This is a genomic window from Erythrobacter sp. W36 (assembly GCF_057364935.1).
Genome location: NZ_CP200281.1, coordinates 1574902 through 1589417 on the forward strand (window position 1 = coordinate 1574902; position 14516 = coordinate 1589417).

General features: G+C 59.7%; 13 protein-coding genes, 1 tRNA gene and 1 pseudogene. 7 read left to right on the forward strand and 8 right to left on the reverse strand.

The window, feature by feature from the left end; genetic code table 11:
* The first annotated feature begins 45 nt into the window (after positions 1–45).
* Together AC0V6U_RS07715 and AC0V6U_RS07720 are read left to right on the forward strand one after the other, a co-directional pair.
* Positions 46–279 carry a hypothetical protein gene (locus AC0V6U_RS07715; protein WP_472645582.1) on the forward strand — a complete coding sequence of 78 codons (234 nt, stop codon included), beginning with the start codon at positions 46–48 and terminating at the stop codon, positions 277–279.
* Positions 279–428: a hypothetical protein gene (locus AC0V6U_RS07720; RefSeq protein ID WP_472645583.1), complete on the forward strand. Its 150-nt coding sequence runs from the start codon at positions 279–281 to the stop codon at positions 426–428. The genes AC0V6U_RS07715 and AC0V6U_RS07720 overlap by 1 nt, the downstream gene beginning before the upstream one ends.
* Before the next feature lie 14 nt (positions 429–442).
* On the opposite strand, the gene AC0V6U_RS07725 is transcribed toward AC0V6U_RS07720, so the two are convergent.
* Complete coding sequence (locus tag AC0V6U_RS07725) at positions 443–1333, reverse strand: LysR family transcriptional regulator (RefSeq protein ID WP_472645722.1); 891 nt, start codon at positions 1331–1333, stop codon at positions 443–445.
* 154 nt (positions 1334–1487) lie between these two features.
* Between AC0V6U_RS07725 and AC0V6U_RS07730 the strand changes: the two are divergent.
* The 3 genes and pseudogenes from AC0V6U_RS07730 (at position 1488) to AC0V6U_RS07740 (ending at position 3328) form a co-directional block, all read left to right on the forward strand.
* A pseudogene (locus AC0V6U_RS07730) lies at positions 1488–2202 on the forward strand (pirin family protein).
* A gap of 81 nt (positions 2203–2283) precedes the next feature.
* Positions 2284–2877 (forward strand): FMN-dependent NADH-azoreductase, encoded by a 594-nt coding sequence (locus AC0V6U_RS07735; RefSeq protein ID WP_472645584.1) that lies wholly within the window; start codon positions 2284–2286, stop codon positions 2875–2877.
* A 28-nt stretch (positions 2878–2905) separates the two neighbouring features.
* Positions 2906–3328, forward strand: a complete 423-nt coding sequence (locus AC0V6U_RS07740; protein ID WP_472645585.1) for a DoxX family protein — start codon at positions 2906–2908, stop codon at positions 3326–3328.
* A gap of 73 nt (positions 3329–3401) precedes the next feature.
* On the opposite strand, the gene AC0V6U_RS07745 is transcribed toward AC0V6U_RS07740, so the two are convergent.
* Together AC0V6U_RS07745 and AC0V6U_RS07750 are read right to left on the reverse strand one after the other, a co-directional pair.
* A complete protein-coding gene (locus tag AC0V6U_RS07745; protein ID WP_472645586.1) occupies positions 3402–5693 on the reverse strand; it encodes a methyl-accepting chemotaxis protein in 2292 nt (763 codons plus the stop codon).
* Between the two features lie 75 nt (positions 5694–5768).
* Complete coding sequence (locus AC0V6U_RS07750) at positions 5769–7844, reverse strand: NAD(+) synthase (protein WP_486169422.1); 2076 nt, start codon at positions 7842–7844, stop codon at positions 5769–5771.
* Between the two features lie 230 nt (positions 7845–8074).
* Here AC0V6U_RS07750 and yghU point away from each other — a divergent pair, with 230 nt between their 5' ends.
* Together yghU and AC0V6U_RS07760 are read left to right on the forward strand one after the other, a co-directional pair.
* On the forward strand, positions 8075–8929 hold the full coding sequence (yghU, locus tag AC0V6U_RS07755) for a glutathione-dependent disulfide-bond oxidoreductase (RefSeq protein ID WP_472645587.1): 855 nt from the start codon (positions 8075–8077) through the stop codon (positions 8927–8929).
* Positions 8930–9019: 90 nt separating this feature from the next.
* Positions 9020–9094, forward strand: a tRNA-Gln gene (locus tag AC0V6U_RS07760).
* 84 nt (positions 9095–9178) lie between these two features.
* On the opposite strand, the gene AC0V6U_RS07765 is transcribed toward AC0V6U_RS07760, so the two are convergent.
* The 5 genes from AC0V6U_RS07765 to AC0V6U_RS07785 form a co-directional block, all read right to left on the reverse strand.
* Positions 9179–9856 carry a retropepsin-like aspartic protease family protein gene (locus AC0V6U_RS07765; protein WP_472645588.1) on the reverse strand — a complete coding sequence of 226 codons (678 nt, stop codon included), beginning with the start codon at positions 9854–9856 and terminating at the stop codon, positions 9179–9181.
* 67 nt (positions 9857–9923) lie between these two features.
* Positions 9924–10874 carry an NAD(P)/FAD-dependent oxidoreductase gene (locus AC0V6U_RS07770; RefSeq protein WP_472645589.1) on the reverse strand — a complete coding sequence of 317 codons (951 nt, stop codon included), beginning with the start codon at positions 10872–10874 and terminating at the stop codon, positions 9924–9926.
* A 64-nt stretch (positions 10875–10938) separates the two neighbouring features.
* A complete protein-coding gene (egtD, locus tag AC0V6U_RS07775; RefSeq protein WP_472645590.1) occupies positions 10939–11925 on the reverse strand; it encodes an L-histidine N(alpha)-methyltransferase in 987 nt (328 codons plus the stop codon).
* A gap of 15 nt (positions 11926–11940) precedes the next feature.
* Complete coding sequence (gene egtB, locus AC0V6U_RS07780; RefSeq protein WP_472645725.1) at positions 11941–13245, reverse strand: ergothioneine biosynthesis protein EgtB; 1305 nt, start codon at positions 13243–13245, stop codon at positions 11941–11943.
* Positions 13246–13371: 126 nt separating this feature from the next.
* A complete protein-coding gene (locus tag AC0V6U_RS07785; protein ID WP_472645591.1) occupies positions 13372–14433 on the reverse strand; it encodes a GGDEF domain-containing protein in 1062 nt (353 codons plus the stop codon).
* Between the last annotated feature and the right edge of the window lie 83 nt (positions 14434–14516).

Here is a 14516-nt window from a genome sequence, read left to right on the forward strand (position 1 = left end):
ATAGGTTTTTACTCGAAATTTACCTTAACCGGCTAAATCAAACTCATGACAAGCAACGAACCATTCCACTCCGCCACCCTGCTAGAACAGCATTGTGAAACCCATTCCGTCGTCAGCGGATTTTGGAACGTAGAGACGATCCAGACCTATTTTGATGCGGTCAATGAAGTGGCCGTGCCATTGGTGAAATCGCGCTCGCCGATCTACGCTCTGGTCGATTTCTCTGGGTTTTGCCGCAAGATCGCGAAACAGGCGACGCAATTCGCGACCATTTGTTGATGTCGCAAAAGTTTGGGCTGAAGCGCGTTGCAATCCTGGGTGCATCCCCACTGGCTAAACTGCAATATAAGCGCCTGAGCGAAGGCATTGATGTCGAGTTTTTCGATGCCAAGCCCGACGCGCTGACATGGCTGCGCGCGGATCGTTGATCCGGCTAAGCTTGCTAGCCCAATTGCTGCCTTAGCGCATCGATCAGCCAGCTCGCCGCTGGACCTGGCCGTGCATCACGGCGCCACAGAGCGCTAAACGGGTAAATGTCGCCAGGCTTTTCCGGCAGGTCGAGCTCCACTAATGTGCCGCTCGCAATATCGCCCTCCACTTGGTGGCGCGGCATATTGCCCCACCCCAGCCCCTCTTTCAGCAAAGCGTGCTTCGCGCCCAAATCGCCCAGCCGCCAAGTTGTTGGGCTGAGCACAGAAAACTCGCGTCCTTCCGTTAGAGTTGAACGATCAGACAGGACCAGCTGCAAATGCTTGCGCGTTTCCCCCGGTTTGATATTTGGCGCTGCGAGCGGATGGCTTGGTGCTGCCACAGGAATTAACTCAACACCGCCAATGACTTGCCGCTCCAAATCAGGCTGGTCAGCGATCTCCGGGCCGCCAATCGCAAGATCAACTTCCTCGTCGATCAGGCAGGCGGCAACCGCCCCCAATCCCTCAATTTGCAAGCGCAAAGCAACCGTTGGAAACATCGTGCGAAAATCGCGCAAGACCCGCGCGGTCACATCGCCGGGCACCATCACATCAAGCACCAGTGAAACCGTGCTCTCCAGCCCAGCGTGCAGACTTTGCGTTTTGGCGAGGAGCGCGTCGACGCCGTCGGACACCGCTCGCGCCTCGGGCAGCAGGCCATTACCCGCCTCGGTCAGCACTGGTTTGCGAGAGCCCTCCCGCGCGAACAGAGTGACCGCCAGCTGCGCCTCCAGCTGAGCAATCCCATAGCTGATCGCCGACACCGCCCGGCCCATGCGCCGCGCAGCGCCGCCAAAGCTGCCCTCTTCCGCCACCGCCAGGAAGATGCGCAATTGATCAAGAGTAGGATCGCCCAAACGCATATTGGCGATTATGTTCGGATAATCTGAACATTTTGGCAAGTTTTATCGCACTTATGCGATTACAAAACACCTTCTATCTCCTGTCTCAACGCAAACATGCTGATCCACACACGAACCGATCAGCACAAATAGGAGACAGACCATGAGCGCACCTATCATCGAACTTCGTCCCTTCAATTCATTGGGCGCTGCCAATCACGGCTGGCTGGATGCCCACCATCACTTTGCCTTTGGCGGCTATCACGATCCCGCCCGCGTCAATTGGGGCAGCCTTCGGGTTTGGAACGACGACACAATCGCTCCCGGCACTGGCTTTCCCACCCACCCGCACGAGGACATGGAAATCATCACTTATGTCCGCAAAGGGGCGATCACTCACCGCGACAGCATGGGCAATGAAGGCCGCACAGAGGCCGGCGATGTCCAAGTGATGAGCGCTGGAACCGGCGTGCAGCATTCAGAATACAACCGCGAAGATGAAGACACCGAAATCTTCCAAATCTGGATCATTCCGACCGAGCGTGGCGGCAAGCCCAATTGGGGCGCAGCACCCTTCCCCAAGGGAGATCGGGCTAGGCAAATTCGTGACCCTTGCCAGCGGAACTGAAAACGAGGCTGCCAATGATGACGGCGCGCTTCCAATCCGCACCAATGCAAGCGTGCTCGGCGCAACGATCAAGGCTGGCGAAAGCGTAACCTACGATGTCGCTGACCCATCACGGCACCTCTATCTGGTCCCTGCCACCGGCAAGGTCCGCGTGGAGAATGTCGAGGCCGAAGCACGTGACGGTGTAGCCATCACTCAGCTGGGCCAGGTGACGATCACCGCCCTTGAAGACAGCGAAATTGTCCTCGTGGACGCCGCTTAACCTCTTGAGAGCTGGCCGCGAATTCCCCCTCAGCGGCCAGCTCTTCTTTTCCTTTCAGCATCCCTTCCCAGGAGAGTTTCAATGACCAATATTCTTTACGTATCCGCCAGCATTCAAGGCGACAGCTCGGTCTCACGCGGCCTCGGCAACAAGCTAGTCGAACGCCTGAGCGCGGGCACAGACACCACCGTGACGGCGCGCGATCTCAGCCGGAATGACCTACCCTTCATCGATGCGGACCGCTTCGCCGCGAACCTCGCGCCAATGGCTGACCGCACGCCGGAGCAGGGAGAGCTTGCGAGCATTGCCGACACTCTGATCGAAGAGCTGCAAGCGGCTGACACCATCGTCTTTGCCGTGCCGATCTACAATTTTGGAGTGCCCGCATCGGTCAAAGCCTGGGCAGATTTGGTCGCCCGCGCCGGAACCACATTCAAATACACAGAGAATGGCCCGGTCGGACTGCTCGAAAGCAAAAAGGCCTATATCACGGTCGCATCCGGCGGCACGCCAGTGGGCAGTGATTTCGACCATATGACCCCCTGGCTCAAATTCTTCCTCGGCTTCCTCGGCATTTCCGATGTAGAAATCATCGCAGCCGACGGGATCATGGGCCGGGATGGCGAAGAGAAAATCGCCGCAGCCCACGCCGCAATCGAAGCAATCGCAATCTAATCCCCCAATCAAAATTCGGAGAAACGCCATGACCACTATCGGAACACAAAGCGCTGAATTGGGCGGATCAAGCAAATCGCAAGACACCCTCGCCCTCGCCGCCCGCCTGTTGCTCGCCGCTCTTTTCATCCTTGCAGGCATCAACAAGCTTAGCGCGATGGAGCAAACCGTCGGCTACATCGCATCGGTTGGAATGCCGCTTCCCGAGCTCGTCTACTTTGGCACGGTAGCCATTGAGATCGTCGGCGGGTTGATGGTCGCGCTGGGTTTCAAGGCCCGCTATGGCGCAGGCGCTTTGGGGATCTTCACCGTCCTCACCGCCGTCTTCTTTCACAATGATTTCAGTCAGCAAACCGAGGTCACGATGTTCCTTAAAAACCTCGCGATTGCGGGCGGCCTATTTGCGATCGCCGCCTTCGGACCAGGGCGCTTTTCGATCGATCGGAAATAGTCTTTGCACAAAGCTGGCGCGCCGGATGACCTTCGTGTTGTCCGGCGCGTTTGTGTTTGGAACCTCGGGCGAATTACTCGGCGGGTTCGGCGGACAGGCCATCGTCGGAAAAGCGCTGACGCAGGCTTTCAACCTCTCGGTCGATCTGTGTTGCCAAGGCCTCCAATTGGCCTGAGCTGTTGTCGATTTTATCAATCGTCTTGCTGGCCAACGCAAAGTTCTCTGACACTTGCGCAACCGCGCTGCCGCTGTCCAAAGCCTTGCGGCGAACACCGTCGATCAATCCGGTCAGTTCCGCGCTGGTCGTGCGTTGCTGTTCGACCGAGCTTGCGGCAACTGCGGCCATCTCGCCCACGGTTTCAATCGAGGCATCAATCGCGCGGAATTGCGCGATGGACTCGCCAATCAGGCCAGACAGCGATCCGACGATGGTCGAGATTTCGCTCGAGGCTTCCTGGGTCTGCTTGGACAATTGCGCCACTTCGCTCGACACCACGGAGAAACCTTTGCCCGCCTCGCCAGCGCGCGCGGCCTCGATCCGCGCGTTTAGAGCGAGCAATCCAGTCCTGTCCGAGATCGATTTGATCATCGCGACCAGCTTGCCGATTTCCTTCGCTGACAGCTCCAGCTGACCGGCAATTTGCGCGCCGCGATCGCTCGCTTGATCCGCATGGGTGGCCGCCGCATTGGCATCGGCAACGCGCGTTCCGACCAGCTCCAAGGTCTCGCTGAGAAGCTGCGCCCCCTTGGCCATCTGCTCCGCCATGCTCAGCGTTGCATCAGCCTGAGCGCTGGCATGACCGACTTGTTCGCCGGACTCATGCGAATGGGCGGCAAGCCGTTCAGACCCGGTTGCCAGATCGCGGGCCTGCGCGTTCAATTGCTGCACCAGTCCGGCAAAATCTCTCTGAAACTCGCGCAGCACTTTGGTGGTGGTATCCGCCCGGTCGCGCTCCCGCGTCACCATGCTCGCAAGCTCATCTTGCTCCGCGCGCAATTTGTCCGCCGCGAGCCTTTCGGTGGCTTGCACCCGGTCGAGAAACGCGTTGAGTTCCTCGGCAATATCGCCGCCCTCTTCGAACGGATCGACATCAAGGCGCGTGCTGAGATCGGCATCGCCGCTGTTGATCTTGCTCAAGGTCCGCGACAGTTCTGCATTGCCCAACAGAGCGCGGTGTTCCGACAGGTTCAGCCCGCGCCGCTCGTCCTCCAGCGGCACGCGCAACTTGCCGCGCGTGTGCATGGCGTTTGCAATCAGACCCATCGTCATAAATGCGAACACGCCAATGCTGAACGCGCCGAGGATTTGCACGCCCAATTGTGTGAGAACGCCGTGGCTGAGGCGATCTGCTGGCACGATAAAGGCGACAGCCAATGTCCCAAAGAAACCGCCAAACCCGTGCACACTGACCGCATAAACCGCATCATCAACACGGTGTGTGCGCTCCAGCCAGTCGGCGAAGAAGACGCTGCCAACGGCGATCAAAGCGGCCGCACCAATCGCGCCCAAGGAATGCGCGTAAGGCGCGCTGGCGGTGATCACCACCAGGCCGACGAGCAGACCGTTGACGATCCTGTCAGCGCGGTAATAACCGTCGCGGTAATAGCCCGTGACCGCTGCGGCACAGGCTGCTGCTGCGCCCGCAAACAGGGTGTTGGATAGAGCGCGCGCAAAATCGTCGCTGCCCGGCTCCAAAGTGCCGGTGTTAAAGCCGAGCCAGCCGACAAGCAGGATCAGCGCGCCGCCGCCGGTCAGGATCGGGCTGTGGCCGTGGATTGCGCGCATGGCGTCATCATCTTCGCCTTCGCCGCGGTCAAAGCGGCCATCACGCGCGCCAACCACCAGCAAGATGCCCAAAGCCGCTGCGCCGCCAGCGAGGTGAACGACGCTGCTGCCAGCAAAATCGATAAAGCCCAATTGCTGCAGCCAACCTTCACCGCTGCCACCAGGCAAATAGCTTGCCCAGGCCCAGTGCCCGATCATGGGATAGATCAGCGCCGTCAGCGGCAATGTCATGAAAATATAGGCGGAGAAACGCATACGCTCTGCAACCGCGCCGGAGACAATGGTCGCCGCCGTGCCGCAGAACAAAGCTTGGAATAGGAGGAAGAGTGTGACCGAGCCTTCGCCCGAATAGCCGAGCAAACCAGCGTCAAATCCAATGAGGCCAAAGCCCCCGCCAAACATGATGGCCGCGCCAACAATATGGAACACGAGAACGGCGACGACGAAGTCCGCGAGGTTCTTCATCGACACGTTGATGCTGTTCTTAGAGCGGACGAATCCAGCCTCTAAAAACAGAAAACCAATCTGCATTCCGGCAACCAGCACGCATGCCAGCGCCAGCCATATCTCGATTGCCATCTCTCACCCCAACTTCTTATATTTTCGGGGTTTTACGTGAGACGAGCTAAGGACAAGTTAACAGCGCATTAGTCATCATTTTAGGCTGGGAAGCCCGGCTTTTAGATCTTCCAGCCACACATCGGCCACTGCATCCGATGGCGCGCGCCAATCGCCGCGCGGCGACAACGCGCCTTGCGAGCTGACCTTTGGCCCGTTGGGCAAGGCGCTGCGTTTAAACTGGCTGAAGGCGAAGAAGCGTTTGACGAAACTCTCAAGCCAACCGGCAATGGTGGCAAGGTCGTATTCGTTCTTGCGATTTTCTGGAAAGCCATCGGGCCATTTGCCCGCCTGCGCATTGCGCCACGCGTGATAGGCCAAAAACGCGACCTTGGACGGGCGCTGACCATAGCGGATGGTGTGGTGGAGGAAGAAGTCGTTAAGCTCATACGGCCCAATCCGTTCCTCTGTGCTCTGGATCGCGCCATCTTCGCCCGCTGGCACCAGCTCTGGCGAGATTTCGGTGTCGAGCACTGCGCCCAAGACATCGCTGCAGACATTGCTGAATTGCTCCGTCTGGATCGTCCAGCGGATCAAATATTGGATCAGCGTCTTCGGCACGCCCGCATTCACGCCGTAATGGCTCATGTGATCGCCAACGCCATATGTGCACCAACCCAGCGCCAGCTCTGACAAATCGCCGGTACCCACGACAAAGCCGGAGTGCTGCCCGGCCAGGCGGAACAGATAATCGGTGCGCAGCCCGGCCTGAACGTTTTCAAAGGTCACATCATAGACCGGCTCACCGCCCGCAAACGGGTGCTTCATATCCTCCAGCATCCGCGTGGCCGCTGGCTTTATGTCGATCTCCTCAGCGGTGATCTCCATTGCCTCCATCAGCTTCCACGCATTCGACTTCGTGCTGTCAGAGGTTGCAAAGCCGGGCATGGTATAGCCGCGAATGGCGGTGCGCGGCATCCCCAGCCGGTCGCAGGCTTTCGCCGATACGATCAGCGCATGGGTGCTATCGAGCCCGCCAGAAATACCGATAATCAAAGACTTGGCATGGGTCGCGGTGATCCGCCGCATCAGGGCATCGACCTGAATGTTGAACGCTTCGTAGCAATCCTCGTCCAGCGTCTTTGCGTTGTTCGGCACAAATGGGAAACGGCGAACCGGACGGATCAGGCCCTTATCCAACGCACCATCCTCGGCAACACCAGCATGGTCGAACACGATCCGGCGATAGCTGTCCTCTGGCCGCCCATGCGCCTCTGCCGCGTCGGCAAAGGTCTGGTTGCGAACGCGCTCAGCCGCGATCCGCTGAGTGTCAATGTCGACCACGCACAGCTCCGGCTCCAGATCAAAGCGCGTGCTCTCCGCCATCAATCCGCCCAGCTCGTAAATTACGCCCTGCCCATCCCATGCGAGATCGGTGGTGCTTTCGCCGTGGCCGCTGGCCGAATAGACATAGGCGCAAATCGAGCGGGCGGAGCTGGAGCGGCAGTGCAAATGGCGGTCATCCGCGCGGCCAATGGTAATCGGCGAAGCGGAAAGGTTGCACAGGATCTGAGCCCCGGCGAGCGCGGCCATAGTTCCGGGAGGATTGGGCGCCCAGAAATCTTCGCAAATCTCCACGCCGAATGTGAAACCGGGCAGGTTGCTCGCGGCAAAGACCACATCCGTGCCGAACGGAACTTCTTCGCCGTTCACCGCGATCCATAGATCTTCGCAGCCGCGCCCATGCGCGAAATAGCGCTTCTCGTAGAACTCGCGGTAATTGGGCAGATAGCTTTTCGGGATCACGCCCAGCAATTCGCCATTCGCAATCACCGCAGCGCAATTGTAAACCTTGTCCCCGCGTTTCAGCGGCGCGCCAATCACCAGCACGGGCGAAAGATCGCGCGAGGCCTCGATCACCTCGCCCATCGCCTCCTCCACCCGGACCAGCAAAGCCTGCTGCAGCAGCAGGTCGTCAATCGCATAGGACGACAAAGTCAGCTCTGGATAAACCACCAGATCGACATTTTGCGCATGCGCCTTCTTCGCCTCGGCGATCACGCCAGCGGTGTTGTAAGCCACATCGGCAGGGCGCGAGCACGGCGTGCATGTCGCCACGCGCACAAATCCGTGGCTGTGCATGTCGTAAAAAGAATGGCTGCTGGCTGTCACGTGGGCACGCTCCGAATTGGTGTCTGGCGGACCCTTTAGCGGTTTATCACCGCGCATCAAAGGGATGAGAGATGGTGCTGCAATCACCTGCGCAAAGTTTCGCTATTCTGGCTAGCAGCGAAAATGAACCCGCTGCCCCATCCGTCATGGTTGCACGCGGCGCAAACATGCCCCACTTCATGGCCCACGGGTCAGAACGACACCCCCCTCCCAGCTAAGGAGCACATAGAATGGCCGATCCCACTTACACCCCGCCAGAAGTCTGGACCAATGACACCGAAAACGGCGGACGTTTTGCCAGCATCAACCGCCCAACTGCGGGTGCGCGCGAGACCAAGGAATTGCCGCAAGGCGACAATCCGTTTCAGCTGTACTCGCTGGCGACGCCCAATGGGGTAAAGGCCACGATCATGCTGGAGGAGCTGCTGGAAGCAGGCCACACGGGCGCAGAATATGACGCCTACACCGTGAACATCGGCGAAGGCGCGCAATTCACCAGCGGCTTTGTGGAGATCAACCCGAATTCAAAAATTCCTGCCCTACTCGACAAGAGCGGCGACAAACCGTTCCGCGTGTTCGAATCGGCGGCCATTTTGGTGCACCTTGCAGAGAAATTCGGCGCGTTTCTGCCAACAGAACCGGCTGCGCGCGCAGAGGTGATGAGCTGGCTGTTCTGGCAGGTTGGTACCGGGCCGTTCATCGGCGGCGGCTTTGGCCATTTCTATGCCTATGCGCCGGAGAAATACGAATATCCGATCAATCGCTATGCAATGGAAACGAAGCGGATTTTCGATGTCGCAGACCAGCGCTTGGCCGAATCTCGCTTCCTTGGCGGCGCTGAATACACCATCGCAGATATGGCCAATTACCCGTGGCTTGCGCCTTTCGTCGAGGGCAAAATCTACAACGAAGCCAAGACCTTCCTGTCGATCGATGAGTACAAGAACGTCGCCCGCTGGGTGGAGGAAATCTCCGCTCGCCCGGCTGTGAAACGGGGCCGGATCGTCAACAAAGCCTGGGGCGAAGAAAATGAGCAGCTGCTAGAGCGTCACTCTGCGGCGGACTTTGAAGGCAAGGCAATCTGACCGGCTGAAGCGATAAAAGGGGCGCACAGGCAAAAATGTGCCTTGCGCCCCTTCACATATAAAATGGCGGCGCTATATAGCGCGCTCTGCTGGGGTGTGGCCAAGTGGTAAGGCACCGCTTTTTGGTAGCGGCATTCGTAGGTTCGATCCCTACCACCCCAGCCATTTTCCTTACCCAAATCGTTGAAATCGCGCACTTAATCGAACGCCGATAACGTGCACCGCAAACACGCGTCTTCGCCAAGTGCCTCAGCGCAGCTCCAATGGCTCCTGCGGATTGTTCGGCTCCAGGATCATCTCATTGGTCTGATTGTCGACGCGGTATGATGCGAGCCGCGACAGCAGGTTCATACCGATCACATTGGTGTTGCCCAGGCTAGGCGCGATCACGACATCAAGCCCGCGCGCAGCCACATTGCCAAAGCGCAGCTCGTCAATTGTGCCAAGAGACGCCTCCACCGGTCCGTTCGCTGTGCCGATGGTGACTGGCAGCCCACCCGTGCGCGGCTCTATGCCTGCCTGATCCGCCAAACCTTGCGATATCGCGGTCAGCGTCGCACCAGTATCGACCAGAAAATTGGCAGGCACCCCGTTGAGCTCCGCGCGCAGCCAGAAATGTCCATCTTGGCTGATCGGAATGCGGGTCTCGCCGCCCTCCACAACTTGCTGAGGCAGGCCAAGCTGCGGCACAGCCACTTCGATGCGCGGGTCAAAGCGCGACAGTTGAATGATGACGGTGCACAGAATGCCGACCAGCACCAAAGTGCTGCCCGCGCGCACAAATTTGCCGAACGCAACCTCGCGGCGGATCATCAGCGAGCCGAGCACTCCGGCCATCACCGCTGCCACCGCGAGCATCAACAATTCCGAGCGCGGAACGGCGGTGAACGCGCCAGCGATGTTGGAAAAGAGGTTGTCGAGGCTCATTGCCTCTAAACATAGGAACAATTGCCGTGCTTTTCCATGAACGAGCGCGCTCGCGCCGTGAGCAATTCTAGCCGAGCATTTTTGCGGCCAAAGCGCGGCCTGACAGAAACGCACCTTCAACGCGCGGACTGTGCAGATAATCCCCGGCAATGCCGATCCGTTTATCATCGTCATAACGCGCTGGTTCGCCCGCGACTGGCTCAGCCATCGCATAAAGCCAGCGGTGCGCGGTTAAGTGGATCGGCTTCGCGGGCGCTGCCCCGGTTTGCGCGAAGAAGTCGGCGAGCAAAATCTCGGCCACCTCCTCCTTAGGCAGGTCAAGCACTTCGCGGCTGCGCTCTGGGCTGGCGTGCAGCACCCAGCATTCGCCGCCGTTTCTTTCAGGCTTGGCCGAATTGCGCGCGGCCCAAGAGATCCCCGCTTCGGGATCGCGCAGGCAGTCCGCCTCAATGCCGAGCTTCTCGCCAAACGCCGCCATCACGGCCCAGCACGGCGCAGATTGCACCTGCGATGCGGCGGCGGCCAGTTCTGGCGCGACCTCGGCCAGCAAAACGCTCGCTTGCTCCGCCGGAACCGCGCACACAATCGCGTCTGCGGCAAAGCTCTTATCGGCTGTCTCCAGCTTCCAGCGGTCACCATCGCGGTGCAGGCGTTCGATCCGGGTGCCCCACTCAACGCCAAGCGCGCTGCCCATCGCGCGGATCGGACCATTCATGCCCGGTGTCCCAACAAAGGCATCGTCACCCGCCGCTGGCCAAGGCGCGACCACGCCCAATTCTTGCCACTCGCGCACAGCCTCTTTGAAAGCGGGATCGCGCGCGGTGAAGAACTGCGCCCCGTGATCAAAGCCGACCGTTTCGCCCGCAATCTCTGCGCGCCGAGCAGCCATGCGCCCACCGGGGCCGCGTCCCTTGTCAAAGATCACGACCTGCTTGCCCGCCGCCGCCAATTGCGCGGCGCAGCTGAGCCCGGCCATGCCAGCGCCGATGATTGCGACGGTTTCGATTGAATGTGCCATGGCGGGGTAACGCGCGGGCGCGCCTTTCGGTTTCGAAGGAATTGAGGGGCTTGTTAGAAAGCGCTTATGGCGCGGATTTTGGCGGCTTCGCCTCGGCCAGGATCAGCGAAAAACGCTCTTCGCTGTCAAGCCAGCGCTGCTGCGGGTCCCATCCACTCGCGAGCAGCAGCATGTTTGCCGTGCGGCGATTGAACTTATGGCTGTTTTCTGTGTGGATCGTCTCGCCGCGCGTCATCGCAAAATGCGTGCCTGAAACGGAAAAATCGAGATCGCTCTGCGCCACCAAATGCATTTCAATGCGCGCAAAGTCATCATTCCAACGCGCCTCATGCGCGAAGGCTTGCGTCGGAATATCGCTGCCGAGCTCGCGGTTGACCCTGCGCAGCAGATTGAGGTTGAAATCTGCCGTTACCCCGGCGGCATCGTCATAGGCATCGACCAGAACTGCGCGATCCTTGATCAGATCCATACCGATCAGCAGGCGGGCGCCCTCACCCAATGTCTCACGCATATTGCGCAGCAAATCGACCGCCGTGCGCGGCACCATATTGCCAATCGTCGAGCCGGGGAAAAAGCCGAGCTTCGGCAGGTCAGAAACCGCATCGGGCAATGCAACCTGCCGCATAAAATCAGCCTCTACCGGATGGACCGGCAGACCGGGAAATTTCGCCGCCAGATCCGCCGCCGCTGCGCGTAAAAAATCGCCCGAGATATCGAGCGGGACATAGGCGCTGGGTTCAATCGCAGAGAGCAGCAGGGGCGTTTTCACCGAGCTGCCAGAGCCGAACTCCACCACAGCGCGGCCCGGCCCGATCAGCTCAGCAAATTCTGCGCCTCGCTCTCGTAAAATCTCGGTCTCGGCGCGGGTCGGATAATATTCCGGGATCTGCGTGATGTCTTCGAACAATTGCGATCCGGCATCGTCATACAGCCAGCGCGCAGAAATCGCCTTTTGCGGCTGCGACAGCCCGGCCAGAACATCGCTGCGAAACGCGGTATCCACTCCATCATCATCGCGGTTCACGAGCGCAATGCCTTCTTGAGAACTCATCAATTATCCTTGGCCTTAAAGGTCTTTGGCAAGGCGCAGACCGGTGAATTGCCAGCGCTGATGCGGGTAGAAGAAATTGCGATAGGACGCGCGCGAATGCCCGCGCACGGTGGCGCAGCTGGCGCCCTTCAGAACGAACTGACCGCTCATAAATTTGCCATTGTATTCGCCCACCGCGCCGCCTGCGGGCGCAAAGCGGGGGTAAGGCAGATAGGCCGAGCGTGTGAATTGCCAGCAATCGCCGAACAAAGCCTCCCCGCCATGCTGAGCCGGGGCATGGGCGCCGTCCAATTGGTTGCCGGACGAGGCATCGTGAGCAGGCGCGCTGCCCTCCCCATCCTGGCCGCGCGCAATCGCTTCCCATTCAAACTCGGTCGGCAGGCGCATTCTCGCCCAGCTGGCAAAGGCATCCGCCTCAAAATAAGAGATATGGGTGACCGGCGCATCGGGATCGCGCATTTGCCAGCCTTGATGGGTGAAATGCTCGCCCGCGCCGCCGCGCTCGCGCCAATAGAGGGGAGAGGTGATGCCGTTTTCCCGCGCCCAGGCCCAGCCGTCTGAGAGCCATAAAGACGCGGTGGTGTAGCCGCCATCGGCGATAAATTCGTCCCATTGCCGGTTCGTCACCAGTCGGCGTGACATGGCAAACGGCTCCAGCAGGACGCGGTGGCGCGGCCCCTCATTGTCGAACGCAAACTCGGCGCTCTCATTATGGTCATGCCCGATCAGAGCAATGCCACCGGGATGCTCATTCCAACCCGCATCGGCCACGCCGCCTGCACCGCCCGCCGACATCGCTGCCTCTGGCGACCCGTCCCACATCGCGGGGCCGAGCGGGTTTTGGAACAGCGCGTGTTTGATATCGGTCAGCAGCAATTCGATGTGCTGCTGCTCATGCGCGATGCCCAAAGCGATCAGATCAGCGCGCGCTGGGTCACCGATCAGCGGCTCCATCGCGCGATCAACAGCTCTGCGCCAATCGCGAATTTCATCCAGCGCCGGGCGCGATAAAGCGCCGCGGGAAAAGCGCGCAATCCGCTCCCCTTCCGCCTCGTAGTACGAGTTGAACAGGAACGGCCAGTCTTCGTTATAGAGCGTGTAACCCGGCGCATAATCGCGCAGCAGGAAGGTCTCCCAAAACCAATTGGTGTGCGCCAAATGCCATTTCGCTGGCGAGGCGTCTTCCATGGATTGCACCGTGGCGTCGGCGTCCGACAAACGCTCGGTCAAAGCCTCCATCAGCGCCCGGGTCGAGCAATATTGCTCAGCCAAATCCGGGCGAGGCTCCGCCTTGCGCACTGGGTGTTCCGGCGATGTCAGCGGCACGCGCGCCTCCCAATTTGCGAGCGTTTCCAATCGCTCAGCAATGGCGCAATGCCCGAAACTTGTGAAAATTGAAAGGCGCAGCCCGCAACAATAGGTTGCAAACTTGCCGGGCTGAGTTGCTTAGGCCGCCATCCGAACGCGGTTACGCCCCGCGCCTTTCGCATCATACAAAGCCGTATCAGCGCGGGCGAACAATTTGAGCGGCGCGTCGCCTGCTACAAGGCTGGTGAAGCCAACACTTATGGTCACCGGAGGCTTGTCCTCGATGGCGGTGCCCATGGAAATCGCCAGCCGCAATCGCTCTGAAATGATGCGAGTATAGGAATTGTCAGCGCCGGGCACGATCCAGACGAATTCCTCGCCGCCAACCCGGCCAACGACATCGCCTTCGCGCGCTTGCTCCATGGCGATCTTGGCTACCTCTTGCAGCACGCGGTCACCATGCGGATGGCCATAGGTGTCGTTCACCGATTTAAAGTGATCAATATCAAACAGGATCAGAGAGAGCGGCTCGCCATTCTTTTGGGATTGCACCACTTGTTGATCGAGCACCGCCATCACCCGGCGGCGATTGGCGAGCCCGGTCAGCGGATCGGTTTCGGCTAGCTTGCGGGCAACACTCGCCTCTTGCAGCGCCGAGACGCGGGAGCGCTCCAGCTTGCGTTCGCGCTGAACCTGGTCGGTCACATCGCGCACCACGGCAACAACGCGCGCGACCTCGCCAGAGCCATTGTGCAGATTGCACGCCTGAACCGAGATTGAGCGCGGCATGCCGTCATAGCCATGAATGTCATAATGCAGTTCGTACGGCCCAACTTCCTTGGACCGCGCAGTGACTTGGCCGACCAAGTCGATATCATTGGCAAACAGGACGGTTTCTGCGTCGCCATCGATGAACTCTTCATCCTTCGCCATGCCAAACAGCGTGCGCATGCCATCGGACCATTGCTGCGCGCCGTTTGCGGGGTCGTATTGCCAGATGCCAAGGTCAGCGATGTTTTCCGCCATGCGCACCGTGCGGAGCAGCTCACTCATGCGTTCGCCGCGTTCGCGAGCGATGCGCGCGGCAAAGCGGCTCTCGCGGCGTGCATTCACCGTGGCGACGACGAACACCATCGCCACGACACCCAACAGGATGCAGGCGGCAAACAGCGCGCTGTTCCCTGCTTCCCCGGTCAACATACCGGCCCCGTGATGTGCCCTCGATCCATAATCGCCAGGCGTTAGCGGGAAAGCGTCAACCGCTTGGCCGGGGCCGTATGCGG

Coding starts and splice junctions, on each gene's coding strand:
- AC0V6U_RS07715 (WP_472645582.1), top strand. CDS start 46: ATGACAAGCAACGAACCATTCCACTCCGCCACCCTGCTAGAACAGCAT.
- AC0V6U_RS07720 (WP_472645583.1), top strand. CDS start 279: ATGTCGCAAAAGTTTGGGCTGAAGCGCGTTGCAATCCTGGGTGCATCC.
- AC0V6U_RS07725 (WP_472645722.1), bottom strand. CDS start 1,333: ATGCGTTTGGGCGATCCTACTCTTGATCAATTGCGCATCTTCCTGGCG.
- AC0V6U_RS07735 (WP_472645584.1), top strand. CDS start 2,284: ATGACCAATATTCTTTACGTATCCGCCAGCATTCAAGGCGACAGCTCG.
- AC0V6U_RS07740 (WP_472645585.1), top strand. CDS start 2,906: ATGACCACTATCGGAACACAAAGCGCTGAATTGGGCGGATCAAGCAAA.
- AC0V6U_RS07745 (WP_472645586.1), bottom strand. CDS start 5,693: ATGGCAATCGAGATATGGCTGGCGCTGGCATGCGTGCTGGTTGCCGGA.
- yghU (WP_472645587.1), top strand. CDS start 8,075: ATGGCCGATCCCACTTACACCCCGCCAGAAGTCTGGACCAATGACACC.
- AC0V6U_RS07765 (WP_472645588.1), bottom strand. CDS start 9,856: ATGAGCCTCGACAACCTCTTTTCCAACATCGCTGGCGCGTTCACCGCC.
- AC0V6U_RS07770 (WP_472645589.1), bottom strand. CDS start 10,874: ATGGCACATTCAATCGAAACCGTCGCAATCATCGGCGCTGGCATGGCC.
- egtD (WP_472645590.1), bottom strand. CDS start 11,925: ATGAGTTCTCAAGAAGGCATTGCGCTCGTGAACCGCGATGATGATGGA.
- AC0V6U_RS07785 (WP_472645591.1), bottom strand. CDS start 14,433: ATGTTGACCGGGGAAGCAGGGAACAGCGCGCTGTTTGCCGCCTGCATC.